Genomic DNA, 23,487 nt, shown 5'->3' with positions numbered 1-23,487 from the left:
GTGGGTAACCGTACCCATGAGCGGTAAACGGATCGTGGTCACCGGCGCCACCGGCAACGTCGGGACGGCGCTGGTCCGTGCGCTGGGCGCGGACCCCGAGGTCGGATCCATCGTCGGCGTGGCGAGGCGCCCGAGCCGATGGGAGAACCCGAAGACCGAGTTCGTCACCGCCGACGTCGCCCGCGACGACCTCCGTGCCGTGTTCGACGGCGCCGACGTGGTGATCCACCTGGCGTGGCTCTTCCAGCCCACCCACCGGCCCGAGGTCACCTGGCGCTCCAACGTGCTGGGTTCGATCCGGGTGTTCGAGACCGCGCAGGTGATGCGGGTGCCGTCGCTGGTGTACGCGTCGTCGATCGGGGCGTACTCGCCGAGGGACGACGACCATCCGGTGACCGAGGAATGGCCGACCCATGGGTCACCGAAAGCGGCATACACCCGCGAAAAGGCTTACGTGGAAAGGGTTCTCGAAGCGTTCGACCGGAGTCATCCGCGGCTGCGGGTGGTTCGGGTGCGCCCGGGATTCCTCTTCCAGAAGGCCGCGGCGCCCGAGCAGCGCCGGCTCTTCGGCGGCCCGTTCGTCCCGGGCAGGCTCGTGCGGCCGTCGCTGATCCCGGTGCTCCCGGACATCCCGCAACTGAGGATCCAGACCGCGCACACGGAGGACGTGGCCGACGCCTATCGCCGCTGCGCGCTCCAGGACGTCAAGGGAGCCTTCAACATCGCCGCCGATCCGGTACTGGACACCCGCGCGCTGGCGCGGATCTTCGGCGCCAAGCCGGTGAAGGCCCCGGCGTCCTTCGTCCGGCGAGCGCTGGCCGCGGCCTGGTCGTTGCATCTGATCCCGGCGACGCCAGGGCTTTTCGACGCCGTCCTGCACCTGCCGGTGATGGACTGCACGCGCGCCAGGGAAGAACTGGGCTGGGCACCCCGATACTCGTCGGAGGACGCGATCGAAGCCTTCCTCAAGGGACTGCGGGAAGGCGAAGGATTCCCGACCGAACCGCTGAATCCGGACGTCGGCAGGGGACACGAACTGGCCACCGGGGTGGGGGAGCGACCGTGAACGAGAAGGAGCTGCTGCACACCCTGACCAGGGTCGTGTCCACTTTGGACCAGACCGCGGTGCGGTTCGCCGTCGCGGGCGGTCTCGCCGTCTACGCGCGGGGCGGGCCGCCGTCCGATCACGACGTCGACCTCTTCCTCAAGGAGGAGGACATCGAGGAAGCGGCGGAGGCCCTGGAAGCCGCGGGTCTGCGGCGGGAGCACCCGCCGGAGGACTGGCTCACCAAGGTCTACGACGGCGACTGCCTGGTCGACCTGATCTTCCGGCCCAACCATCGGCCGGTCACCGACGAGATGCTCGACCGCGCCTCGCTGATGCGGGTCGGGGCGACCGCCGCGCCCGTGCTCGGCGGGACCGACCTGCTCGTCGACAAGACCCTCGTACTCAGCGCGCACCGGTGCGACTTCGCGCCGCTGCTGCGGATCGCGCGCGACCTCCGCGAGCAGGTCGACTGGCACCGGGTGGCCGAAGAGACCTCCGAATCGCCCTACGCGTGGTCGTTCCTGACCCTGCTCGCGGCACTGTCCATCATCGACAGAAAGGAGCTTCCGATGCCCGAGGAAGCGCCCCAGTACCTGGTCGCCAGGCTGACCAAGGCGCTGGCGGAAGACCCGAGGACCGCCGAACTCGGCGTGCACGTCACCGTGCGCGGCGACCAGGTCCGGCTCAGCGGCGAGGTCCCGTGCGCCAACCGCAAGGCCGACATCGAGGCGGTCGTCTGCGAACACATCGCGGCCGAGCTGGTGCACAACGACGTCCGGACGGCCGACGTCCGGGAGCCGTCGCACGCCGAGGAGATCCGATGATCCGGGTCGCCGCGGTCGGGGACGTCCACCTCGGCGAGGACAACCGAGGCCTGCTGCGGCCGGCACTGGACAACATCGCCGAACACGCCGACGTGCTGCTGCTCGCGGGCGACCTCACCCGGCACGGCAGCGTCGAAGAGGCCAGGGTGGTGGCCGACGAGTTCGCCGGGCTCCCCGTCCCGGTGATCTCGGTGCTGGGCAACCACGACTACCACTCGGACGCGGCCGAAGCGGTCAGCGGGCTGCTGGAGGAAAGCGGGATCACCGTCCTCGAGGGTTCGGCGACCACGGTGGAGCTGGAGGGCGGGAAGCTCGGCGTCGCCGGGGTGAAGGGTTTCGGCGGCGGGTTCGCGGGCAAATGCGCGAGCCGGTTCGGCGAACGCGAGATGAAGGACTTCGTCGAGCACACCATGGCGGCGGCCAAGCGGCTGCGCACCGCGCTGGAAGGGCTCGAACACGAGCAGCCCGACGTGACCGTCGCGCTGACCCACTACTCGCCGATCCCCGGCACCCTGCACGGTGAACCGCCGGAGATCCACCCGTTCCTGGGGTCGTATCTGCTGTGCGAGCCGATCGACGACGCCCAGGTGGCCCTCGCCGTGCACGGGCACGCGCACTACGGCAGCGAACAAGGGGTCAGCCCCGGCGGGGTCCCGGTGCGCAACGTCGCCCAGCCGGTGATCCGCGCGGCGTACGCGACGTACGTCCTCGAACCTGCGAAAGTGCTGATATGAGGGAACGATTCCACGGTCAGCTGAGCGTTCTCGGCGAGCTCCTGTCGAGCATGTGCGGCATGGCCTGCGAAGAACTGCACCTGGCGAACCGGGTCTTCCTCGACCGGGACGTCGAAGCCGCCGCCGAGCTGGCGACGGTCGAAGCGAGACTGAACGCTGCACGGACCCGATGCGAGGAGTCCGCGCAGAAACTGCTCGCTCTGCAGGCGCCGGTCGCGGGCGATCTGCGGACCGTGCTCGCGGCGGTGTACTGCGCCGACCGGCTGGAGCGGATGGGCGACCTCGCCCAGCACATCGCCGAACAGGCCTTGCGAGCGCCCGAATTCGCCGTCCCCGAGGCGCTCACCGGACGTTTCGGGGAGATGGCCGGGCTCGTCTGCTCGATGGCGGAAGACCTCGGCGCCGCGATCGAAGGGCCGACGGCGGAGGTGTTCCACTCGCTGGCCCGGTCCGATCAGCGGGTCGACGCGCTGTACGAGGAGCTGATGACCCTGGTGACCGAGCCGGACTGGGCCCACGGCATCGCCCCGGCGATCTCGGTGGCGCTGCTGGCGAGGTTCTACGAACGGTTCGCGGACCAGGTCGTCTCCGTGGCGCGGCGGGTGGACTTCGCGCTCACCGGGGAATTGCCGGAGTCTTCCGTGCGGGATGCGCCTGCCGAGCTCTGAGGTGGCTGGGTTTTGCGAAGTTCCGTGAAGGCCTCCTTGAGGGACCCAGAGTCCCTCAAGGAGGCCTTCACGGACATCCGCGCAAGAAAGACGTGGAGTCAGGTGGCGCGGTCGGTCAGCGCGTCCCGGATCTTGTCGATGAACGCCGTCCCCGGCGCGAGGATCCGGTTCGCCGGTGGCCGGTCCGGAGCGGCGGGATGCGGCCTGGTCGGGGCGATCTCCTTGGCCCGCAACACTTTCTCGCCCAGTTCCCGCAGGGCCTCCGGAGAGCAGGCGGCCTGGAGCTTGGGCAGCAGGTCGCTTTCCTCCTCCTCGATGTGGTGCCGGACGTCTTCGATCAGCTTGGCGACCAGTTCGTCGAACCGCTTGTCCGCCGGTTCCAGGCCGATGAGGTCGTTCATCACCCGCTCGGCTTCGGCGTGCTCCTCGATCTCGTGGTCGGCGACCTCGTCGCCGTCGGGGAGGTGTTTCCGCGCGGCGGGGTACATGTGCTGTTCTTCGGCGATCGAATGCCGTACGAGTTCGGCGATCACGTGGTCCGCGAGGTCCTTGCGGTGCTGATCACCGCCCTTGCCGGACTCCAGTTCCTTGAAGATCCGTTCGAAGGCCCGGTGATCCTCGGTGATCACCGTGACGAGGTCGTGTTTCGTGGTGGTGGTCATGGACACTCCTGTCCGTGGTCGTCAGTCCGACGCCGGACGGATACCCGTTCCCCGCGGTTCAATCACCCGGATTCGTCCGTGGCGCGGTGCGGCGCGCCGACGGGTTTGGATTCCGGGGAGCCGCGCTGGCGCAGGTACACGCTGAACACCGCCATCGAGCCGATGGCGAGGAATTCCGACTGCCAGTTCTGCAGGGTCCGGTTCCAGAAGTCCGAAGACACCAGATAGCCGGACCACGACACCGGATCGCCGAATTCGGTGAGCTGTTCGGCGTTGTAGGCGCTCATCCCGGCGACGGACTGGGCGAGCCAGGACAGCAGGAACAGGCCCAGCATCACCAGTCCGAGTGACATCGAGAAGATTCTCGTGCGCCAGCCGCCCGCCCTTACCCATTTCGGTGAATCGGCCGTCGCGTGCCGGCCGACCTGCTGGTCCTCGTCCGTCTCCAGCCCGGCCCGGCCGGCCGGTTTCGATTCGGGGGAACCTCGTTGCAGCAGCCACACGGTCGCGAACACGTACAGGAAGAACTGCAGGTACTCCGATTGCCAGTTTTCGGCGACGTCGACGGCGAAGTCCGCGGAGGCGACGTAGTCGAGCAGGCCGACCGGTTCGGCGGCGTGACTGAGCCGCCCGTCGTTGTAGGCGGCGAGACCGGCGAACGCCTGCCCCACGAGACTGAGCAGGAACAGCAGCCCGAATCCCAGCGAAAGGGCGTTGTCACGAAGGAAGCCTCGCATCATCCGCCCCCTTCACCGGTGCAGCAGGCCCAGCAGGACGCAATAGCCGAGGACCGCCACGACGAAGACGAGATAGACGGTGAACACCGGACGCGCTCTCATGGGCCACCCACCGCGCAGTCGTAGACCTGTTCGTTGCGGTGGCGGCAGCCTGCTCCCGTGATCACCCACCCGGTGGACGACTCGTGCAGGAAAAGCGTGTCGCGGGCGGTCTTCACCTGGGCTTCCTCGCTCCAGATCGAGACCGTCTCCGGCGCGCCGTCCGGGACGTCCGCGCCGGCCAGGCCGCGTTCGCAGCTTTCCGGCGCCCAGGATTCCCGGGCCCGTGGCGCGAGCAGGGCGCACGCCGAGCGGTGATCCCCCGACGCGAGCGCGCCGAGGAACCGCCCGGCGGTCTCCTTCACCGGCTCTTGCCCGCTCGCCCCGGCACACCCGGCGAGCAGCAGGCACGCACCGAACGCCACCGTTTTGACGATCACGGAAAGCGGGTACCCGGCCCAGCTGGTGGCTACACGTCTGCTCAGGACGCGGGGTACCGGCGCTCGCGCAGCAGGTTCGCCAGATAGATCGCGTTGCGGGCCAGTGTCGCGTTGGTCGACGCGACGGCCTCGGGCGTTTCGTCCAGGTCGTTGTAGTCCCCGCCCTTCATCGCTTCGCCGTTCCAGTAGGTCCCGCCCTGCGCGGGCACGGTGAAGCCGATGTCGTTGAGGGCCTGGAAGAGGTCGGCGGTGATCTTGTGCGCGCCGTCCTCGTTGCCGACGACGGCGGTGACGCCGATCTTGCCGAACATCGCGGGCCTGCCCTCGTCGTCCGTTTCGGACAGTTCGGCGTCGAGCCGTTCCAGCACCCGCTGCGCCACGCTGGACAGGTGGCCGACCCAGGTCGGCGTCGAGATCAGCAGGATGTCGGCGGCGGCGATCTTGCGGCGGATCCCCGGCCAGGCGTCGCCGTCGCCCATGTCGGCCTCCACGCCCGGTGCGATGTCGTGGTCGACCACGCGCACGAGTTCCCCGCTGGCGCCGTGCCCGGCCAGTTCGTCGAGAACCTGCTGCGCGATCAAGGCGCTGCTCGACGGGGCGGGGGACGGTTTGAGCGAACACACCAGTGCGAGGGCCTTCAACGGCTGGGTCATCCTGTCCTCCTGTTCGGATCGGTGCCGAGTCCCGTGTGGACGAAGCCCGCTTCGCCGACGGCGGCGAGCCGGTCCCAGTCGAGCTCGCGGGACCACGAACCGTGGACGTGCCACAGGAGAATCCGGAGCGGGGCCGTTTTCGTCATACCCGCCAAGTTGCCCGTCGTGGACGGGCTAAACGTTTTCCGTTGTCTTACTTTGCTTCCGCTGGGAAGTGCGAGTGGCGACGACGCCCACGACGAGCGCTGTGAGCGCGGTCGCCGCGTGGAGGGCGTTGTCGGCCCAGCTGAGGTTGACCGCGTCGCCGGCGGAGTCGGTCCCCGCCGAGAGGACGCCGAATGCGGTCAAACCCGTGAACGCGACGAAAATCAGCCAGCTATAGGCCGGGATGGCGGACGGTTTGACCACCGCGACCAGACCGAGGACGCCGATCACGGTGCGGATGACGTCGAGCATGCCGGTCGCGCTGAAGACCCACAGCGTGTTCTGGCCGGCCTCGTTCGCCTCGGGGAGGTAGAAGAAGCCGAGCACACCCAGGACGAGGTGGACCAGCGCGACGACCAGCACCACCGGTCGCAGCAGGAAGCCAGTCGTACGTAGGTTCATCGGAAAGCCTCCGTTTCACCGCAGGCCCGATGGGTACCCGGTGGTGCGGCCGCGAAACGCGATCAGCGACACGCCTCATTCCCCGGACTGCGGGTCGGTGTCGTCGTGAGGGTCGCCCGACGAGGTGCCCTGTTCGCCTCGGGTCTCTTCGCGGTCTTCCTTGTCCAGTTTCTCGCTTTCGGTGGAATCGCCCTTGGCGGGTCCGGTGCCCATAAGCGTCTCCTTCGCTCGGTTTTCTTGTGGCTACCCGTTTCCGCCCGTTCCAACCGGGCCATTGTGGACGTTTGACCCCGCGCGGCCGGGGAAGCCCCGAGCAACGACGGCGAACCGGAGGGAACATGACCGCGATCTCCCAGACAGCGACGATCCCACTCGTCCCGGCGCGGCCATGGCTGCTGCGGCCGCCGGGGGTCTACCGCCCGCAACACGACACCTGGTTCCTGGCGAGCGCGCTGAGCGCGTCGGGAATGCCCGCCGGGGCAAGGGTTCTCGACCTCTGTACCGGCACCGGCGCCCTCGCGCTGAGGGCCGCGGCGCACGGCGCGAGATCGGTGACCGCCGTGGACATCTCCCGGCGGGCGCTGGCCGCGGTGTGGGTCAACGCGCGCCTGCGCCGCCTCCCGGTCCGGCCGCTTCGCGGCGGCCTGGCCGAGGCGGCCCGCGGTGGCCCGTTCGACGTCGTGCTGGCGAACCCGCCGTACGTTCCCTCGCCCGTGCCTGCCGCCGGCGCCGCGCGGGCATGGGACGCCGGGCCGGACGGCCGGATCGTGCTCGATCAGGTCTGTGCCCAGGCGGACACCTTGGTGGCGCCGGGCGGCTACCTGATGCTGGTCCACTCCGCGGTCGCCAGGCCCGGCACGTCGCTGACGCAGTTGCGGGCGGCGGGATTGACACCGTCGGTGGTCGCCACCCGATCGATCCCGTTCGGACCCGTCATGCGGGCACGGGCGGCCTTCCTCGAAGCGGCGGGCCTGATCGAGGCCGGGCAGTCCCATGAGGAACTGGTGGTGATCCGTGCCGACCGGCCGTAGGACCAGGGTCCGGCTCGAACCCGGCGGGCCCCTCCTGGTGGAGGGGCCGGTCGAGGTCGTCACCGGCGACGGCGAGACGGTGACCTCGGATCGTTTCGTGGTCGCCCTCTGCGCCTGCCGCCGCAGCAAGCGCTACCCGTTCTGCGACACCAGCCACCGCCGCCGGTCACGGCAAGGGACGCAGCGGCCTGACGAGTGAGCTCTCCCCGGCCGACCAGCAGTCCAGCAGGTGCTCGGTCAGCCGGGTCTCCAGCAGATCGGTGGCCTGGATGCCCAAGGCGACGTCCGCCGCCAGCTCCGGTTCCCGGTCGAGCAGATCACCGACGACGTCGTGCCGCAGCACCTGTTCGTGCACCGCGTCGGCCTCGATGTGCTCGGTGTAGAAGTAGCGGCATTCCGGTGCCGAGCCGAGGCGTTCCAGCGCCTGGTCCATCCGCCTGGCGGCGGGCGCGGTGGTGATCTCGGCGGCCGCGAAATGCCCGACGAGCGCGCCGCGCAGGCCCCGGTGCAGGCCGAACAGGGACATCATGTTCACCGTCGCGAGCATGCACGCGGGGACATGGTCGAGGTAGGCGAGGTAGCCGTCCGACAGGCCGGCCGCGGTCAGCAGCTCCCCGAACAGCCGGGAGTGCGCCCGATCGGCCCGCCCGCCGCCGAATTCGTCGAACTCCACGGCGACCAGCGCGGCCTTGGCCCTGCCCCGCAGCCGAGGGATCACCCACGCGTGGGGATCGGCCTCCTTGAGGTGATAGATCGACCGCTGCGCGAAGTATTCCTCGACGTGCCACCATTCGCCTTCGTCACGCAGGAAATGGGACACGCCGCCGCCATCGGCCGGTTCGACGAGCAACTCGTCCAGCAGCTCGCCGACGTCGTCCCCTCCGGGTACGGCGGCACGGATGCCGTCGAGGAACACGTGCTCCAGCACGGACCGGAAGGCGAGCAGGCGCGAGTCCCACTCCCATTCCGAGTCGACCCCGTCGAAGCCCTGGTAGTGCAACTCGTAGCAGACGTGCAGCGCCAGCTGCAGGTCTTCACCGAACGGGTCGGCGCCGGTCGCCACTTCGAGGTCGAAACCGTCTCGGCGTCCGCCCGCCAGGGTGTCCACCACGGCGGCCGAAAGCGGGCCGCGGATCTCGGGCAGCCTCGCCACGTCACGGTCGATCGTCGTCATGCCGCGCGGGTACCCGATCTACGCGTGCGGAACCGTCTCTTCGGTCAGCATCCGCACCACCGCGATCTCTCCGTCGGCGGCGGCGCGGCGCTGCCGTTCGGCGCCGGTGCCCTCCCGTTCCAGGCTGCCGAGCAGGATGCGAACGAGCTCCGCGTCGCCCGTGTCCTCCAGCGCCTGCCGCGTATGTGCCAGCAGGGCGGCGACCCGGTCGCCCGCCGGGACCGGCTTTCCCGCCACCGGGTCGACGGCCGGCCCCGAAAGCCCGTGACGCGCGGCCGACCACACGGCCGCGGCGGCGATCTGCGGATCCAGCGGCGCGGCCTCCACCCCGTGGTCGAGTGCGGTGAGGGCGGTGCGCACCAGCGCCCGGGTCAGCAGTCCCTGCAGGACGGCTTCGTCCACTGTGGACGCGGTGTCGGCGGCGCGGACCTCGACCGTCGGCCACCGCGCGGACGGCCTCGCGAGCCAGAAGGTCTGGTTCTCGTCCACCAGCACCCCGCAGTCCACCAGCTTCCCGACCTGCTCTTCGTAAGCGGCGGCGTCCACGAAGTACGGGGCGACCCCTGCGCCGGGGAACCGGCTCTGCTCCACCATCCGCCAGCTCTCGTAGCCGGTGTCGCGGCCGCCTTCGAAAGGCGAGTTGCCCGACAACGCCAGCAATGTGGGCAGCCATTCGCCCAGATGGTTCACCACGGCGACCGCGGTCTCCCGGTCGGGCACACCGACGTGCACGTGGCAGCCGCACGCCTCGTAGGCCTTGACCACGCCGGCGTACAGCGCGTCGACCTTGCCGAACCGGTCGACGGTGTCGTAGTCGCGCTCGGGTGACCGTCGCGGGGGAGTGCCGGCGGCGATGATGGCGCAGTCCTCGCCCGCGGCGGCTTCCGCGAGCGTGCGGCGTCCCGCGGTCAGCTGCTCGTACAGCTCGTCGGCGGTGTCGCAGACGCCGGTGGCGGCCTCGATCTGGGTCGGCCGCAGTTCCCGGTGGACGGCCGCGCCCTCCGGCAGCGGACCGCAGATCCGGTGCCGTTCGAGCACGGCTTCGGCCCGAGGACAGCTCACCCCGGTTCTGGGATCGACCAGCAGGAACTCCTCTTCGATGCCGATACCGGTCATCACCGCTCCCGCTTCTTCGGCAGTGCGCGCACGGCCGGCCCCTGGATCACCGACCCGTCCAGCCCGAACCTCGAACCGTGGCACGGGCAATCCCAGGTCTTCTCCGCGTTGTTGAACGCGACGAGGCAGCCGAGATGGGTGCAGTGGGCGCCGACGGCGTGCAGTTCGCCGCCCGGATCGCGGTAGGCGGCGACGAGTTCGCCGCCGTCACGGGTCACCTTCGCCTCGCCGGGCACGAGTTCGTCCAGGGAAGCCGGTTTGCGCAACGCGCTGAGATGGTCGCCCACCAGGAATTTCGCCACGGTGGCGTTGTTCTCCACGGTCGAAATCGCGGACCGGAGGTCGAAACGGTTCGGGTCGTACAGGCCTGCCGACGGATTGTCGCGTCCGGTCAGCAGGTCCGCGAGCAGCAGCCCGGCCGCGGTGCCGCCGGTCATGCCCCATTGGCCGAAGCCGGTGGCGACCCAGAGGTGACGGCTCGCCGGGTGATAGCGCCCGACATACGGCACGGAGTCCAAAGTGGACAGATCGTGCGCGGACCACCGGTGGGTGACGCGGTGCACGCCGGCGTGCTCACCCGCCCACGTGGCCAGCCGTTCGTACCGGCTCTCGACGTCGACGGAGTCGCCGACCCGGTAGTGCTCGCCGCCCACGACCGCGTACGGGACGCCGTCGTTGCGGTAGCTCCGCACGGAGTGGTGGGTGTCGGCGTCCAGGTACATCCCCTCGGGCGGGTGATTTCCCGCGACCGGTCCGGCGACCACCAGATCGCGGACCGGATCGAGCCTGGCGAAGAACAGGCCGCGGTCGAACACGGGGTAGTGCGTCGCCACCACGACCTCACCGGCGCGCACGTCGCCCGAGCTGGTGCGCACCTTGGTCCCGCCGAATTCGTCGAGACCTTCCGCGCGTACACCCTCGACGATCGTCCCGCCCGCGCGTTCGATCTCATCGGCCAGGGCCAGCAGCCAGCGGCGCGGATGGAAATGGGCCTGCGACGCGAACTTGACCGCGCCGAGGGCGGGCACGTCGAGGCCGACCTCGGTGACGTAGGTGGCCGGGAGACCGGCCTCGGCGGCCGCTTCCGCCTCCCGTTCGAGGCTTTCGACGGTTTCGGGCCTGGTCGTGTAGACGAAGCCGTCGGCGCGCGTGAACCCGCAGTCGATGCCGAGTTCGGCCGTGGCCGCCGCGATCCAGTCCAGGGCGGCGGCCTGCGTGTACGCGTACATCGCGGCGGCTTCGGTGCCCTTGGCCTTGGCCAGCGCGGCGTACTTGAGCCCGTGCTGGGTGCTGACCTTCGCGGTGGTGTGGCCGGAGACCCCGGCCGCGAGACGGCCGGCCTCCAGCACCAGCACCGAGCGTCCGGCCCTCGCCAGCCGGTACGCCGTGGTGAGCCCGGCGATGCCGCCGCCGAGGACGGCGACGCCGACCTTCGGCGGCAACGGCGTGCCGGTGCGATCGGGAGCGGGAGCGGTGTCGAGCCACAAAGAACGCGTTCCGGGCAACTCCGTCATGGGGGCCGGATTCCCTGGGGACGGGCCGGGCAAACCATGGTTTTCCGGGTCACCCGAGCGGGTAGCACTGGCCTATGACCACATCCTCCAGGCCCCCAGAGGAAAAGAACATCTTCGTCATCGGTCTCGACGAGGGCAACGACGAGGTGCTGAGACGAATCCCCGGTGCCGGCCACTATCGCTTCCACCCGCTGCTGTCGCCGGAGGAGCTCCAGCACGGCGAGATCCCGATCATCGAACTCGTGGAGAAGGCGGAGGCGCGGCTGGACGCCTTCTCCGAATCGATCGACGCGATCGTCAGCTACTGGGACTTCCCGTCCTCGACGATGGTGGCGATGCTGTGCGAGAAGTACGGGCTCCCGGGAGTTTCCTTGGAAGCGGTGCTGAAATGCGAACACAAGTACTGGAGCCGCCTCGAACAGGTGAAGGTGATCGACGAGGTGCCGTCGTTCGGCATCGTCGATCTGGACGACGACGACCCCCGCCCGCCCGAGGGCGTCGGCTACCCCATGTGGCTCAAGCCGGTGAAGTCGTTCTCCTCGGAGCTGGCCTTCCACGTCGCCGACGACGACGAGTTCGACAAGGCCGTCGCCGAGATCCGGGCGGGGGTCGACAGGGTCGGGAAACCCTTCGAGCGCGTCCTCGCCACGGTCGACCCGCCCGTCGAGGTGGCGGACGCCGGTGGAGCCGCGTGCCTCGCCGAAGGGGAGCTCAACGGCGTGCAGGCCGCGACCGAAGGCTATGTCTACAAAGGACAGGTCACGGTCTACGGGGTGCTCGATTCGATCAACTATCCCGATTCGACGTCCTTCCTGCGGCATCAGTACCCGTCACAGCTGCCGGAGGACGCCGTCGAGCGGATGAAGGAGATCTCCATCCGCGTGATGGAGCAGATCGGGTTCGACAACGCGACGTTCAGCATCGAATTCTTCTGTCACCCGGAATCCGGGCAGGTCTGCCTGCTGGAGATCAACCCGCGGCATTCGCAGTCCCACGCGGAGCTGTTCGAGTACGTGGACGGGGTGGCGAACCACCAGATCATGGTCCGGCTGGGCCTCGGCCAGGATCCCGGAGCGCGCCGGAACCGGGGCGACTACCGGATCGCGGGCAAGTGGTACCACCGCCGTTTCCGCGACGGGCTGGTCACCCGGGTGCCCACCCGCGCCGAGATCGCCGACCTGGAGGCGGAGATCCCCGGGGTGAAGATCGAACCGGTGGCCGAGAAGGGGGTCCGGCTGTCCGATCTGCCCGAGCAGGACAGCTACAGCTACGAACTCGCGCACGTCTTCGTCGCGGCGCAGACCGAACGGGAGATGGAGAGCAAGTACCGCCGGTGCGTCGAGGCGCTGCGGTTCGACTTCGAGGAGGGATAGCCCATGCGGACGGTGGCTTCGCTGCCGTACGAGATCACCGAGGAGGACCATGTCTGGATCCCGGTTTCCGACGGCGTCCGGTTGTCGGCCCGGATCTGGCGGCCGGTCGCCTCGGACCGTGAGCCGGTCCCCGCGATCCTGGAGTACATCCCGTACCGGCACCGAGACCTGACCTCGGTGCGGGACTCGGTGCACCATCCGTATCTCGCGGGGCACGGCTACGCGTGCGTCCGCCTCGACATCCGCGGCTCGGGGGAGTCGGAAGGAGTCCTCGCCGACGAGTACCTCGAACGGGAGCAACTCGACGCCGAGGACGTCCTCGAGTGGATCGCCGCGCAGCCATGGTGTTCCGGCCGGACCGGCATGATGGGCATCTCCTGGGGCGGGTTCGCCGCCCTCCAGGTGGCGGCCCGCAAACCGCCGAGCCTGAGCGCCATCGCGATCTCCTCGTTCACCGACGACCGGTATTCCGACGACATGCACTACATGGGCGGGTGCCTGCTGTCGGACAACGTCGCCGAAGCCTCCACGATGTTCGCCTACGCCACGTTGCCGCCCGACCCCGCGCTGGCGGGGGAGCGCTGGCGCGACCTGTGGCACGAACGGCTGGAGAACTGCGGGCTCTGGGCGGGCGAATGGCTGAGCCACCAGCGGCGCGACGAGTACTGGCGGCACGCGTCGGTCTGCGAGAACTACAGCGACGTCCAGGTGCCGGTCCTCGCCTCCAGCGGCTGGGCGGACGGGTACTCGAACGCGGTCTCGCGGCTGCTGGCCCATCTCGACGTGCCGCGGCGCGGGCTGATCGGGCCGTGGTCGCACAAGTACCCGCATCTCGGGCGGCCGGGCCCCGCGATCGGCTACCTGCAGGAACTGGTGCGCTGGTGGGACCACTGGCTGAAGGACGTCGAAAACGGCGTCATGGACGGGCCGATGCTGCAGACCTGGATGCAGGACAGCGTGCCGCCCTCGACCTCGTACGAGGACCGCCCCGGCCGCTGGGTGGGGGAGCCGTCCTGGCCGTCGCCGCATGTGCACCCGTCGGAGCATCGCCTTGCCCGGCACCGGATCGCGCGGCCCGGCGAGGAGGTCCCGGCGGAGGATCTGCCGGTGGAATCGCCGCTCTCGGTCGGCCAGTTCGCCGGAAAGTGGGCTTCCTACAGCGCTCCGCCCGACCTGCCGTACGACCAGCGGGAAGAGGACGGCGGCTCGCTCGTCTTCGAAACCGACGAGCTCACCGAGCCGTGCGAGATCCTCGGGTCGCCGGTGGTGGACCTGGAGGTTTCGGCGGACAAGCCGGTGGCGCAGGTCGCCGTCCGGCTGTCCGATGTCGCGCCGGACGGCCGGGCCACGCGGGTGACCTACGGGCTGCTGAACCTGACCCACCGGGACGGGCACGACGACCCGGAGCCGCTCGAACCGGGCAGGCGATACCGGGTGCGTGTCGAGCTCAACGCCGTCGCGCAGGCCTTCCCGCCGGGCACCGGATCCGGCTGTCGATCTCGTCGTCGTACTGGCCGCTGGCGTGGCCGCCGCCGGAACCGGCGAGGGTGACCGTCCACACCGGACAGAGCACGCTGACGCTGCCGGTGCGGCCGATGGCCGAAGCCGACGAGGTCCCGGCCCGGCCGTTCGGTGAACCCGAAGGCGCGGAACCGCTGCCGGCCACCCGGATCGAACCCGGCGAACAGCGCTGGACCGTCTCCCGCGACCTGATCGACTACCGCTCCGCGCTCGACATCGTGAAGAACGAGGGCAAGGTCCGGTTCGAGGACATCGACCTCGACGTCACCAGGAACGTGTTCGAGCGGTACTCGTGGGTGGCCGACGATTTCTGTTCCCCGGTGGCGGAGACGGCGTGGTCGATGACGTTCGCCCGCGGGGATTGGGCGGCCAGGTCCGAGACCCGGACCCGCGTTTCGTGCACTCCCACCGAGTTCGTGATCGACGCGCGACTCGACGCTTACGAGGGCGAGCGAAGGACGTTCTCCCGCAACTGGCATCGGACGGTTCCCCGTGATCAGGTCTAAGCCGAGTCTCACGGCGAAATCGCTGCTCGCTTGGCTGCGCCTCACCAACCGGAAGCGGACGTATGCCGAGCTCGACCGATTCCGCCGGAGCATCGAAAACAGCCAGGCGAAAGGAGATCAGGGCCCGATCCGCTCGATCCGGCGCCGGTTCGACGTCCGGCGGTCCGAAGTGGACGGACGACCCTGCTACACGATCCGCCCGCGCCGCGGCGGGAACGGCAAACACGTGCTGTACTTCTACGGCGGCGCCTACGTGCACCAGATCCAGCACGACCATTGGCGGTTCTTCGGCAGGCTGATCGACCGCACCGGCTGCGCGGTCACCGTGCCGATCTACCCGCTGGCTCCGGAACATCGATGCCCGGAGACCACCGCGTTCGTCCGCCGCGCCTACGACGAGTTCGCCGCGGACGTCGATCCGGAGGACCGGATCGTGATGGGGGACTCCGCCGGTGCCGGGATCGCGCTGGCGCTCACCAAGGCGTTGCGGGATGAAGGCAAGCCGGTGCCGAAGGAGACCGTCCTGCTGTCGCCGTGGCTGGATCTGACGATGAGCCACCCGGCGCAACCCTCGCTGGACGAGCGCGACCCGTACCTCGCGCTCACCGGGCTGAACGAGGCGGCAAGGCTCTACAGTGGACGGTTGCCCCGGACCGATCCCAGGCTCAGCCCCCTGTTCGGCGATCTGTCCGGGCTCGGGGCGCTGACCGTCTACATCGGAACCAAGGACGTCCTGCTCGCCGACGCCCGTCGCCTCCACACCCTGTGCACGGAACAAGGGGTGCCGCTGAGCTATCACGAGTACGAAGGCATGATCCACGCGTGGATGCTGGCCTCGATCCCGGAGGCGCGGCAGGCGCTGGAGGAGATCGCGCATCTCGTGGATCGATCGCTGGTGAAATCGGTGTAGCCGCGCGAAGAGTGGGTAACCGGAGAGCAACGGCCGGCGCAGCGAGGTTGTACGTCCGCCGGCCGTGAGGTGGACCGGCGTGGGCAGCCCCGGCGGAGCAGGGACGCCGGCGCGCCGGTCACCGTGTCCATCTTCCGCCTGGAGTCCTCGATGCAGCAGCTGGAGTCACTGGGAGACCTCGCCGCATCGTGGGTTCCGGCCCGGACAACGAGCCGCTGCTGACCGACCCCGAACCCGTCGGAAGGATCTCCACCGCGCTCCTCGGGGAGGCTCGGGAGCTGTTGCGGGACCGGGCGCGGCGCAACGCGGATTGGGTCCGTTGCGCCGCCCGCCGGAGCTCGGCCGGACCTGAAGCCGTAACTCACGTCATACGGCTCCAAGCACGCGAGTTACGTCTCCAGTCACGCGAGTTACGGCTTCAAGCACGGGGGCGCCGTCAGATTGGGCCGACCTGACACCATGGACCCATGGATGTCGCCTGGCCCGAACGGCGTGAGGATGTACTCGCCGCGCTCAGAGTGCTGGCGGCAGAGCCTCCGGTGCTGGACGGCGCGGGCCGGGACACCCGGTGGCCGGACCTCACCAATGCCGTCCATTGGCTGGTGGACGACACCCCGTGGGACTTGGTGGATCCGGTCAAGTCGATCGGGACGATCCTCCGTGACAGCCGTGAAGGCGACGCGATTCGCGAAGTCGTGGCCGCGGTAGTTACCGTGTCGGAGCGCCAAGGCCCGATGAGTTCGGATGCGGCCTGGTTCGGTGACCGTGGCTGGAGCGACGTTCGGCGGCTCGCTACGGAGGCGCTCACCTGCCTGACACGATGACCGGCTCCGGAGCTCGGCCGGACTCGAAGCCGTAACTCGCGTGCTTGGAGCCGTAACTCACGTCATACGGCTCCAAGCACGCGAGTTACGTCTCCAGTCACGCGAGTTACAGCTTCAAGCACGGGGGCGCCGTCAGCTCGGGCGGACCGCCAGCAGGTCCACCACGTCCTCCGCGGCACTTCGTTTCGTGAAGCGTGTCCGTTGCCGGTCGGCCCCGCCGCCCTCGGCGGCCAGCCGGGCGCAGCCGTCGCGGACGAAGTCGAGATCACCGGTCTCGGCCAGGGCGCCGGCGGTGAACGCGACGACGTCGTCGAGCACGTCCCGTGCCGGGGCGAGATCCCCGGTCCGGAAATGCGGGCAGCGGCCGGAAAGTCCTTCGCGCGACGCGCACCAGATCTGCGCCCGCAGGACCTCGTTCGACAGCTTCGAGGGGCGTTCGTCCGAGGCGAGGATCGTGCCGACCAGGCCGCGGATCAGCACCCCGTAGAGGACGGCTTCGCCGACGGTGGCCGCGACGTCGCCGAGCCGGAACTCCACCGTCGGCTGTTTCTCGGAAAGCCTTACGTCCCAATAGATCATGGCGCGATCGAGGATGGCGCCCGCCCGGAGCCAGGCGTCGACGATGCTTTCGTAGTGGTCCAGCGAGCCGAACAGCGGCGGCGCGCCCGCCGAGGGCCAGCGGTTCCATTGCTGGTAGCGCCAGCTGGCGTACCCGGTGTCGTATCCGTCGCAGATCGCGGAATTGGCGGTGACGGTCAGCAGCGCGGGCAGGAAGGGCCGCACATGGTCGATCACCCGGATCCCGGTTTCCCGGTCGGGGACGGCGATGTGGACGTGACAGCCGCAGGTGTGCGACGTCCGCGCGGTCGCCCCGAAATGCTCGGACATCCGTTGGTAGCGCGGATTCGGGGTGATGGCGGGCAGCACCGTTTCCGCGAGCGGTGCGCTACCGCTGGGCAGCAGGCGGCAGCCCCGTGTTGCGGCGCCTTCGGCCAGTTCCGTTCGCATGGTCCTCAGCTGCCGCTCGGCCTCGTCGCGTGTCGTGCAGATACCGGTGGCCGATTCGGCCTGGGAGCGGGTGAGTTCCTGCTGCAGCTCACCCTGTTCTTCGTCCGCGGCGTCGACGACGGCGTCGCCGGCCGGGGAAAGGTGACCCTCCCGGTCCACCACGAAGAACTCTTCCTCGACCCCGAAGGTGAGCACGTCGTTGTTCACAACCGGTGATACCCCCGGCCATCTCGGCACAAACTTGTTTTCGCAGGTCGTGGACGGGGTATTTCAGGGCAATGAGCCCGAAGTCGGAGGAGCCGCCGTATCTGCTGGCCGCGCAGGCCGGATCGGTCGTGCGTCACCTGTACGGCAGGTTGCGGGCCGGTGAGCAGGCCTCTCCCGCCGACCTGTGCCGGACCATCGGGGCGCTGCAGCAGCTCGCCGACGACCTCACCGCGGTCCTGCCCGGCCTGCAGGCGCAGCTCGAGGAAAGCCTGCTGGCGGGCCGGATCGGCGCGGGCGACACGGCGGGCGAGGCCTGGGACAAGGTCGCCGACGTCGGTTACGCCCTCGCCCAGGCCCGCACGGGCGGCCTTCTGCTGGCCGCGGAACTGCGGGTTTCGCGGCGTACGCTCGGAGAGCTCGCTTCTTCGTGACGCTCAGCCGACCGGCTGGGCACGGACCACCGCCACCGGGCAATGCGCGTGGTGCAGCGCGTCGTCGCTGACGGAGCCCAGCAGCAGACGGCGGAGATCGCCGTGATCGCTCCGCCCGAGCACCAGCAGCGCGGCCTCGCTGGATTGCACGGTCAACGCCTGCGCGGCGGGTCCCACCCCGTGCACCATCTCCACGGCGACGTCCGGATAGCGCTCACGCCACGGTTCGAGCTGCCGGGAGACGAGTTCGTCGGCGACCTCCTGGGGGATACCGGGTGCCGGATCCAGCACCGGCCCGCCGAGCAGCGGCTCGCTCGCGGGCCCCCAGAGCGGCATCCGCGCGACGTGGACCGCGTGCACGGTGAGTCCGTGCCGAGCGGCGAAGTCGAACGCGAACCCGGCCGCCTGCGCGCTGTGCTCCGAGCCGTCGGTGCCGAGGATCACCGGTCCGCCAGGGGGCGGCTCGTCCCCGCGCACGACCACGACGGGACGTCCGGCCGTCTTGGTCACGCCGGATTCCGTCGAGCCGAGGACGGCCCTGGTGAACAACCCCGTGTGCGATTCGCCCAGCACGATCATCGCCGCGTCCGTCTCGTCGGCGACCGAGGTCAGGACCTGCTCCGGAGTACCTCCGCGGACGACCGTCCGGACGTCGAGGTCCGGGTCGGATCGTTTCAGTGCCTCGGCCATCGAGGCGAGCTGCCGCCGCGCGGGTTCCACTTCCGCGGCTTCGTCGGCGGCCTGAGGGACCGCTTCGTTCAGCGGCGTCGCGACCGGGTCGGAGCCGGGCGGGGGAAGCCGGTCGCGGGTGCAGTACGCGAGGACCAGGCCGAGGCCGCGGGTCTTCGCCTCGGCGACGGCCCAGCGGACGGCGCGCCTGGCCTCGGGCGATCCGTCGAAACCGGTCACCACCGGCCCGCGGCCGGTCTGTTCAGCGGACATGGGACATCACCTCCGACGCGCTGGTGATACCCGCTTTCCGCGGTCTTCAAGCGGACGGCCGGTTTCACCGGACCGTATGCCTGGGTACCTCTCCCATATGACTTCCCTGTCGACGCCTCGCGCGCTTGACAAGAAGCCCGCCTTCTCGGTGTCCGCCCGGCGAAGGGCACCCGAGGAGCCGCGGGGACGTCTTCGGCTGCACGTGAGCAGGCCGACCAGGGGGACCACCGTCGTCAAGATGAACGGAGAGGTCGACCTCGGGACCGCGCCGCGTCTGTGGGACATGCTCGACCAGCGGCTCCACGGCAGCGGCACCACGGTGATCGTCAACCTGTCCGAGCTCGAGTTCTTCGGGGTGACGGGTATCCGGACACTCGAACGCGCCCAGTTGCTCGCCGAGGAGACGGGAACGGATTTGTTCGTCTTCGCGGGTGAGTGCCGTTCCGCCTGCCGTCTGCTCGGCCTGTGCCAGAACGGAGGCCTCCGCGTGCTGTGACGCGTCACAAGGGCCTGGGTCCGGTGGCGGCGCGAGCCGCGAGAGCCGCGTTCAGCAGGGCGATATGTTCGAGCCGGGTGGGATCCAGCCCGGTGAGGTCGGCGATCCGGCGGAGCCGGTAGTCGACGGTGTTGGGGTGGACGTGCAAGGCCGCGGCGGTCTGACGGCGTCCTCCCCGGTGGAGGAAGGTCTCCAACGTCTGCAGGAGTTCCTCGTTGCCGTCCAGCGGCGTCAGCCGGGTGGCCAGCCGGTCGAGTGCCGGGCCAGGGCGCGAAAGCTGGTATTCGAGCAGGACGTCGTCGAGCCGGTACAGCCCGGGCGGCCGCCCGGAGGCGGTGGCGACCGCGAGCACGTCCTGCGCGAGCCTCGCCGCGGCGGGCACACCGGACGGCTCGGCCGCGGCGGTCCCGGCGATGACCTCGGCGCCCGCCGTACGGGCGACGTCGGCGAGCACTCGCTCCAGCCGCACCCAGTCTCGTGTGGACAGTTCACCGGCCGCGGTTTCGTGCGGTAGCAAGGCAAGCCCGCCGTCCGGGGTGAGCGACGTCAGGACGGTGCCCCGGATCTGGCGCTCCAGTTCGACCCGCAGCCGCCGGAGCTTCCGGCGTCCGGCGACCAGCGGGTCGACCCCGTCGACCTCCTCGTCCGGATGCGCCCCGACCGACGCGGCGAGGACGATGTAGCACGGCGGCAGCCGCAGGCCCGCCTGTCCCGCAGCGACTTCCGCGGGTTCGCCGTCGAGCAGTGCGGACAGCACCGTGTGCCGCGCCGAACGCTCGTCGTCGAACATGGTCCGGCGTTCGTCGAGATATCCCGCGCCGACCGCGGGCGTGACCACCTCCAGGTAACGCAGGGTCAGCGCGTTGACGGCGAGGACGTCGGCGACCTCGTCCGGGCGCGCGTCCGGCGTCAGCGACGCCCAGACCACCTGGATGCCGATGTGGTACGCGGTGAGCACGATGTCGATCGGGATGCCCTCCTCCGCGCGCCGGGCCGCCGATTCGCGGAGGAAGTCGAGCTCTTTCCGCGTCGGCGGCGCCCCGGTGCGCAGAGTGTCGATGAACGAACGCAGGTTCTGCTCGATCACGTGTGTGATGTCGCCGCTGAGTTCCTCGGCGGGCAGCAGGCCGTACTCCGGGATCCGGTGGACGATCTCGGAGAGCACCGTCTTCGCGAGCGACGGCAGGACTTCGGTCAGCCGTTCCGCCAGTGGACGTCCGCCGATACGGAAGCCCGGATCCTTGTCACCCGTCACAACCGCCCATCATGACAGCTGGTCAGCGTGTGAGCACGTCCCGTGCGGAATCGAGGGTCGGGTGCACGTTGAAGACGGCGTCGAGGCCGAGCAGCGCCATCGGGCGCAGCAGGGCCCGCTCCTGGGTGACCAGGATGAACGGAACGCCGGCTTCTTCGGCCTCCGCGCGGATCTGAACGAAGACGGTGAAGCCGGACGAATCACAGAAAGTGACCGCGGACAGGTCGGCGATCAGCAGCGCCGGCTTGAACCGGAGCTCTTCGTCCAACGCCCTCCGCAGGTCGTGGGAGACGCTGAGGTCGATTTCGCCGGATACGGTGACCACCGTGTCGGTGGCGGAAGCCGTGATCGAGATGTCGAGAGGGGACACGAATCTCCGTGTCGAACGGGGTGGATCGGAAGCGGGAGCGCGGTAGTCGGTCAAGTTGACTCCTTGCCGGTACGGGGGACCGGCTGCTGCCCGTGGACATGCCGGACCCAGAACTAGGGACCCGGCGGCTGGTGTCTGAACCGCGACAAGGCCAACCGTAGCAGCCTCGCGGCCGGTTACGCCGGTTGAGCGACCCGGCCTCGGCTGTCACGCCATCCGCACCCGGGCTTCGCCGACCATGACCTGATCGAGGCCGGGGTGGATCTCGTCGGCTCGATTCCACAGGTCGGCCGCCAGTTCGGCGGAGCCTTCAGCGGCCGCGACATTGCCGAGGCCGGTGTAGGCGCGCGCGGTTTCGTACTCGCTTCCGCAGGCCTCGGCCCGGTCCGCGGCGGCACGATAGGCCGAGGCGGCCAGGTCGTGGCGCTCCGCGTGGTACCAGGCCCAGCCCAGGCAGTTGAGCGCCATGGCGGCGTCGAGGTCCAGCCCCAGTTCGTCGAAGACGGTCAACGTGCGGGTGGCGATCGAGGCGGCGTCGGCGGGCCGCCCCAACGCGGTCAGCACCAGTGCGATCCCGCGGTCGGTGATCGCGGCGTTGCGGCGATTGCCGTCACGGACGTAGGACGCGTGCGCCTGCCGGAGATCCCGCAAGGCGTCGTCGTGGTTGCCCCGATAGTGCTCGGCCCAGCCGTTGTGCGCGAGGGTGGTGGTCTCCCCGTGCCCGTCGCCGATCCGCCGGAACAGCGCGAGCGCTTCGCCGTAGCACGCCGAAGCTTCGTCCAGATCGCCGCGATCGACGTGCGCGACCCCGAGGTTGGCGGTGGTGGTGGCCAGGGCCCACGTGTCCCCGATCGCTTCGGCGGACGAGCGCGCCCACCGATGGGTCTCCAGCCAAGGATCCCAGAGCTTGGCCACGAAGAAGAAGTCGCGCAGGAAGTAGGCGAGCTGCCAGCATCTCTCGTGTTCGCCGCGTTCCCGCGCCGTCCTGCACAGGGCCACCAGGCCGGGCCATTCGGCGCGGAACCAGGACATCGCCATCTCGCTGTCGTCCAGCCTCGCCGGTTCCGGGACGCCGGGGTCGAAGACGATCTCCGGGAAGTAGCGGTGCGGGGTGAGCTCCCGGTCGGCCCGCGCGGCCGTCCGGACCGTGAAATCGGCGAGCCTGCTGAATGCGTTCATCCCGTCCTCCGCGTCGGTGAGCACGAATTCGGTGGCGAACGCGCGCAACAGGTCATGGAATCCGTATCGGTCGGGTTCCGGTTGAGTGAGCAGGTGGGCTTCGTGCAAACGGTCCAGCAGCCGGTCGGCCTCCCGGAACGGAAGCGCGCTCAGCGCGCTCGCGGTATGGACGTCGACGCCGGTTCCGGGGTGGACGGTGAGCAGCCCGAAAAGCCTCGCCTCGGCGGTGCTCAACTGCTGAACCGACAGCCGGAACGCGGCGGCGAGCGAGCGTTCGCCGTCGTCGAGTTCGCCGAGACGGGCGGATTCGTCCGCCAGGCGCCGGTCGAGTTCCGCCACGTCCCACGCGGCGTGCGCGCGAAGCCGCGCCGCGGCGATCCGGATCGCGAGGGGGAGCCGGGCGCATCGCCGGACCACCCGGGTGACAGCCGGTCCGGCGGGAACGCCGGTGACCGTGGTGAAGAGGCCGACCGCCGCGTCGAGCGGGAGCATGTCCAAGGAGACGTGCGTGGCGTCGTCGAGTGCGCTCAGCCGGGATCTGGACGTGATCAGCACGCGGCATTTCGGTTCGGCGGGAAGCAACGGACGCACCTGCGCCGCGCTGACCGCGTTGTCGAGCACCAGCAGCAGACCGCGGCCGCGAAGCCGGGACCGGTACAGCGCCGCGCGGTCGGCCGGTTCGGCCGGGATACGGTCCGCCGGGACCCCGAGCACGCGCAGCAGCCTGTCGTGTACCGCGGCGGACTCACCGGCATCGTCGCGAAGATCGACGAACAGGCAACCGTCGGCGAATCCGGATTCCAGCCGGTGCGCGCAGCGCACCGCGAGTTCCGTCTTGCCGACACCGCCCATACCGGACACGACACAGACGCCTCCGTCGGCTTCGAGCGCCGTGCGGATCGCCCGCAGTTCGGCCGCCCGGCCGGTGAAGGAGGAGGTCGCCGGCGGCAGGCCGGACGGCCGCACGTCCGGCCGTGTCCTGCGCCGCACGGGTCCACCGGGCAGCAGCGGTTTCAGCTCTCCTTCCGCGCCGAGTTCCGTTTCGCACAACGCGGCGAGTGCCGGATTCGGGGCGGAAAGACCGGTCTCGACTTTGCTGAGGTAACCCTTGCTGTAGTGAGTACGGGCGGCGAGTTCGGTGAGGGAAAGGCCCGCCGCTTTGCGACGGCGGCGCAACTCCGCTCCGAACGTGGCTCTTTCGTTCATCGGCACCCATCCT

General features: G+C 69.7%; 27 protein-coding genes and 1 pseudogene. 13 read left to right on the top strand and 15 right to left on the bottom strand.

Annotated features, from left to right (window positions below; genetic code table 11):
- The first annotated feature begins 16 nt into the window (after window positions 1–16).
- The 4 genes from MJQ72_RS01405 to MJQ72_RS01390 are packed head-to-tail and all read left to right on the top strand — an operon-like array spanning window position 17 to window position 3,274.
- Window positions 17–1,066 (top strand): NAD-dependent epimerase/dehydratase family protein, encoded by a 1,050-nt coding sequence (locus MJQ72_RS01405; protein WP_240597180.1) that lies wholly within the window; start codon window positions 17–19, stop codon window positions 1,064–1,066.
- Complete coding sequence (locus MJQ72_RS01400) at window positions 1,063–1,872, top strand: nucleotidyltransferase family protein (RefSeq protein ID WP_240597179.1); 810 nt, start codon at window positions 1,063–1,065, stop codon at window positions 1,870–1,872. The genes MJQ72_RS01405 and MJQ72_RS01400 overlap by 4 nt, the downstream gene beginning before the upstream one ends.
- Window positions 1,869–2,606 carry a metallophosphoesterase gene (locus MJQ72_RS01395; protein ID WP_240597178.1) on the top strand — a complete coding sequence of 246 codons (738 nt, stop codon included), beginning with the start codon at window positions 1,869–1,871 and terminating at the stop codon, window positions 2,604–2,606. Before MJQ72_RS01400 ends, MJQ72_RS01395 begins: the two co-directional genes overlap by 4 nt.
- Window positions 2,603–3,274 carry a PhoU domain-containing protein gene (locus MJQ72_RS01390; RefSeq protein ID WP_240597177.1) on the top strand — a complete coding sequence of 224 codons (672 nt, stop codon included), beginning with the start codon at window positions 2,603–2,605 and terminating at the stop codon, window positions 3,272–3,274. The genes MJQ72_RS01395 and MJQ72_RS01390 overlap by 4 nt, the downstream gene beginning before the upstream one ends.
- Window positions 3,275–3,372: 98 nt before the next feature.
- On the opposite strand, the gene MJQ72_RS01385 is transcribed toward MJQ72_RS01390, so the two are convergent.
- From MJQ72_RS01385 to MJQ72_RS01355, 7 genes are all read right to left on the bottom strand, one after another.
- Window positions 3,373–3,936: a hemerythrin domain-containing protein gene (locus tag MJQ72_RS01385; protein WP_240597176.1), complete on the bottom strand. Its 564-nt coding sequence runs from the start codon at window positions 3,934–3,936 to the stop codon at window positions 3,373–3,375.
- A gap of 62 nt (window positions 3,937–3,998) precedes the next feature.
- Entirely contained in the window at window positions 3,999–4,673 is a 675-nt protein-coding gene (locus tag MJQ72_RS01380) for a DUF6766 family protein (protein ID WP_315860929.1), read from the bottom strand.
- Between the two features lie 98 nt (window positions 4,674–4,771).
- Window positions 4,772–5,152: a hypothetical protein gene (locus MJQ72_RS01375; RefSeq protein WP_240597174.1), complete on the bottom strand. Its 381-nt coding sequence runs from the start codon at window positions 5,150–5,152 to the stop codon at window positions 4,772–4,774.
- Between the two features lie 41 nt (window positions 5,153–5,193).
- Window positions 5,194–5,805, bottom strand: coding sequence for a flavodoxin family protein (locus MJQ72_RS01370; RefSeq protein WP_240597173.1), 612 nt, complete (start codon window positions 5,803–5,805; stop codon window positions 5,194–5,196).
- Window positions 5,802–5,951, bottom strand: a complete 150-nt coding sequence (locus MJQ72_RS01365) for a hypothetical protein (protein ID WP_240597172.1) — start codon at window positions 5,949–5,951, stop codon at window positions 5,802–5,804. Before MJQ72_RS01365 ends, MJQ72_RS01370 begins: the two co-directional genes overlap by 4 nt.
- A 28-nt stretch (window positions 5,952–5,979) precedes the next feature.
- Window positions 5,980–6,411, bottom strand: a complete 432-nt coding sequence (locus tag MJQ72_RS01360; protein ID WP_240597171.1) for a DUF4383 domain-containing protein — start codon at window positions 6,409–6,411, stop codon at window positions 5,980–5,982.
- A 75-nt stretch (window positions 6,412–6,486) separates the two neighbouring features.
- Complete coding sequence (locus MJQ72_RS01355; RefSeq protein ID WP_240597170.1) at window positions 6,487–6,624, bottom strand: hypothetical protein; 138 nt, start codon at window positions 6,622–6,624, stop codon at window positions 6,487–6,489.
- A gap of 125 nt (window positions 6,625–6,749) precedes the next feature.
- On the opposite strand from MJQ72_RS01355, the gene MJQ72_RS01350 reads away from it, so the two are divergent.
- Together MJQ72_RS01350 and MJQ72_RS01345 are read left to right on the top strand one after the other, a co-directional pair.
- Window positions 6,750–7,442, top strand: coding sequence for a methyltransferase (locus tag MJQ72_RS01350; RefSeq protein WP_240597169.1), 693 nt, complete (start codon window positions 6,750–6,752; stop codon window positions 7,440–7,442).
- On the top strand, window positions 7,426–7,641 hold the full coding sequence (locus tag MJQ72_RS01345) for a CDGSH iron-sulfur domain-containing protein (RefSeq protein WP_240597168.1): 216 nt from the start codon (window positions 7,426–7,428) through the stop codon (window positions 7,639–7,641). Before MJQ72_RS01350 ends, MJQ72_RS01345 begins: the two co-directional genes overlap by 17 nt.
- Here MJQ72_RS01345 and MJQ72_RS01340 read toward each other — a convergent pair.
- Genes MJQ72_RS01340 through MJQ72_RS01330 form a run of 3 tightly spaced genes read right to left on the bottom strand, consistent with a single transcriptional unit; the run spans window position 7,609 to window position 11,246 of the window.
- A complete protein-coding gene (locus MJQ72_RS01340; RefSeq protein WP_240597167.1) occupies window positions 7,609–8,616 on the bottom strand; it encodes an iron-containing redox enzyme family protein in 1,008 nt (335 codons plus the stop codon). The genes MJQ72_RS01345 and MJQ72_RS01340 overlap by 33 nt on opposite strands.
- Window positions 8,617–8,634: 18 nt before the next feature.
- Complete coding sequence (locus MJQ72_RS01335; protein ID WP_240597166.1) at window positions 8,635–9,732, bottom strand: glutamate--cysteine ligase; 1,098 nt, start codon at window positions 9,730–9,732, stop codon at window positions 8,635–8,637.
- Window positions 9,732–11,246 (bottom strand): FAD-dependent oxidoreductase, encoded by a 1,515-nt coding sequence (locus tag MJQ72_RS01330; RefSeq protein WP_240597165.1) that lies wholly within the window; start codon window positions 11,244–11,246, stop codon window positions 9,732–9,734. Before MJQ72_RS01330 ends, MJQ72_RS01335 begins: the two co-directional genes overlap by 1 nt.
- Before the next feature lie 74 nt (window positions 11,247–11,320).
- On the opposite strand from MJQ72_RS01330, the gene MJQ72_RS01325 reads away from it, so the two are divergent.
- The 5 genes and pseudogenes from MJQ72_RS01325 to MJQ72_RS01310 all read left to right on the top strand — a co-directional run bounded on the left by MJQ72_RS01325 (window position 11,321) and on the right by MJQ72_RS01310 (window position 16,380).
- Window positions 11,321–12,619: an acetyl-CoA carboxylase biotin carboxylase subunit family protein gene (locus tag MJQ72_RS01325; protein ID WP_240597164.1), complete on the top strand. Its 1,299-nt coding sequence runs from the start codon at window positions 11,321–11,323 to the stop codon at window positions 12,617–12,619.
- Window positions 12,620–12,622: 3 nt separating this feature from the next.
- Window positions 12,623–14,646 (top strand): annotated as a pseudogene (locus tag MJQ72_RS01320) (CocE/NonD family hydrolase).
- Window positions 14,633–15,556: an alpha/beta hydrolase gene (locus tag MJQ72_RS01315; protein ID WP_240597163.1), complete on the top strand. Its 924-nt coding sequence runs from the start codon at window positions 14,633–14,635 to the stop codon at window positions 15,554–15,556. The pseudogene MJQ72_RS01320 and the gene MJQ72_RS01315 overlap by 14 nt, the downstream one beginning before the upstream one ends.
- Before the next feature lie 188 nt (window positions 15,557–15,744).
- A complete protein-coding gene (locus MJQ72_RS44995; protein ID WP_396426921.1) occupies window positions 15,745–16,011 on the top strand; it encodes a DUF6098 family protein in 267 nt (88 codons plus the stop codon).
- Window positions 16,012–16,023: 12 nt separating this feature from the next.
- Window positions 16,024–16,380 carry an SCO4402 family protein gene (locus MJQ72_RS01310; RefSeq protein WP_240597162.1) on the top strand — a complete coding sequence of 119 codons (357 nt, stop codon included), beginning with the start codon at window positions 16,024–16,026 and terminating at the stop codon, window positions 16,378–16,380.
- A gap of 132 nt (window positions 16,381–16,512) precedes the next feature.
- Here the strand turns inward: MJQ72_RS01310 and MJQ72_RS01305 are convergent, their stop codons facing one another.
- Window positions 16,513–17,595: a glutamate--cysteine ligase gene (locus MJQ72_RS01305; RefSeq protein ID WP_240597161.1), complete on the bottom strand. Its 1,083-nt coding sequence runs from the start codon at window positions 17,593–17,595 to the stop codon at window positions 16,513–16,515.
- 71 nt (window positions 17,596–17,666) lie between these two features.
- Here MJQ72_RS01305 and MJQ72_RS01300 point away from each other — a divergent pair, with 71 nt between their 5' ends.
- Window positions 17,667–18,026, top strand: a complete 360-nt coding sequence (locus MJQ72_RS01300; RefSeq protein WP_240597160.1) for a hypothetical protein — start codon at window positions 17,667–17,669, stop codon at window positions 18,024–18,026.
- Window positions 18,027–18,029: 3 nt separating this feature from the next.
- Here the strand turns inward: MJQ72_RS01300 and MJQ72_RS01295 are convergent, their stop codons facing one another.
- The gene (locus tag MJQ72_RS01295; RefSeq protein ID WP_240597159.1) at window positions 18,030–18,968 is read right to left on the bottom strand and encodes a universal stress protein; all 939 of its coding nucleotides are present in this window, start codon (window positions 18,966–18,968) and stop codon (window positions 18,030–18,032) included.
- 148 nt (window positions 18,969–19,116) lie between these two features.
- Here MJQ72_RS01295 and MJQ72_RS01290 point away from each other — a divergent pair, with 148 nt between their 5' ends.
- On the top strand, window positions 19,117–19,464 hold the full coding sequence (locus MJQ72_RS01290) for an STAS domain-containing protein (RefSeq protein ID WP_396427038.1): 348 nt from the start codon (window positions 19,117–19,119) through the stop codon (window positions 19,462–19,464).
- A gap of 4 nt (window positions 19,465–19,468) precedes the next feature.
- Here MJQ72_RS01290 and MJQ72_RS01285 read toward each other — a convergent pair whose 3' ends face one another.
- The 3 genes from MJQ72_RS01285 to MJQ72_RS01275 all read right to left on the bottom strand — a co-directional run bounded on the left by MJQ72_RS01285 (window position 19,469) and on the right by MJQ72_RS01275 (window position 23,474).
- Window positions 19,469–20,719 carry a CdaR family transcriptional regulator gene (locus tag MJQ72_RS01285; protein WP_240597157.1) on the bottom strand — a complete coding sequence of 417 codons (1,251 nt, stop codon included), beginning with the start codon at window positions 20,717–20,719 and terminating at the stop codon, window positions 19,469–19,471.
- Between the two features lie 22 nt (window positions 20,720–20,741).
- Entirely contained in the window at window positions 20,742–21,089 is a 348-nt protein-coding gene (locus MJQ72_RS01280; RefSeq protein ID WP_240597156.1) for an STAS domain-containing protein, read from the bottom strand.
- A 207-nt stretch (window positions 21,090–21,296) separates the two neighbouring features.
- The gene (locus tag MJQ72_RS01275) at window positions 21,297–23,474 is read right to left on the bottom strand and encodes a helix-turn-helix transcriptional regulator (protein ID WP_240597155.1); all 2,178 of its coding nucleotides are present in this window, start codon (window positions 23,472–23,474) and stop codon (window positions 21,297–21,299) included.
- Window positions 23,475–23,487 lie beyond the last annotated feature (13 nt).

Source organism: Amycolatopsis sp. EV170708-02-1 (assembly GCF_022479115.1).
Taxonomy (GTDB): domain Bacteria; phylum Actinomycetota; class Actinomycetes; order Mycobacteriales; family Pseudonocardiaceae; genus Amycolatopsis.
This window is presented reverse-complemented; position numbering and strand designations above follow the sequence as displayed.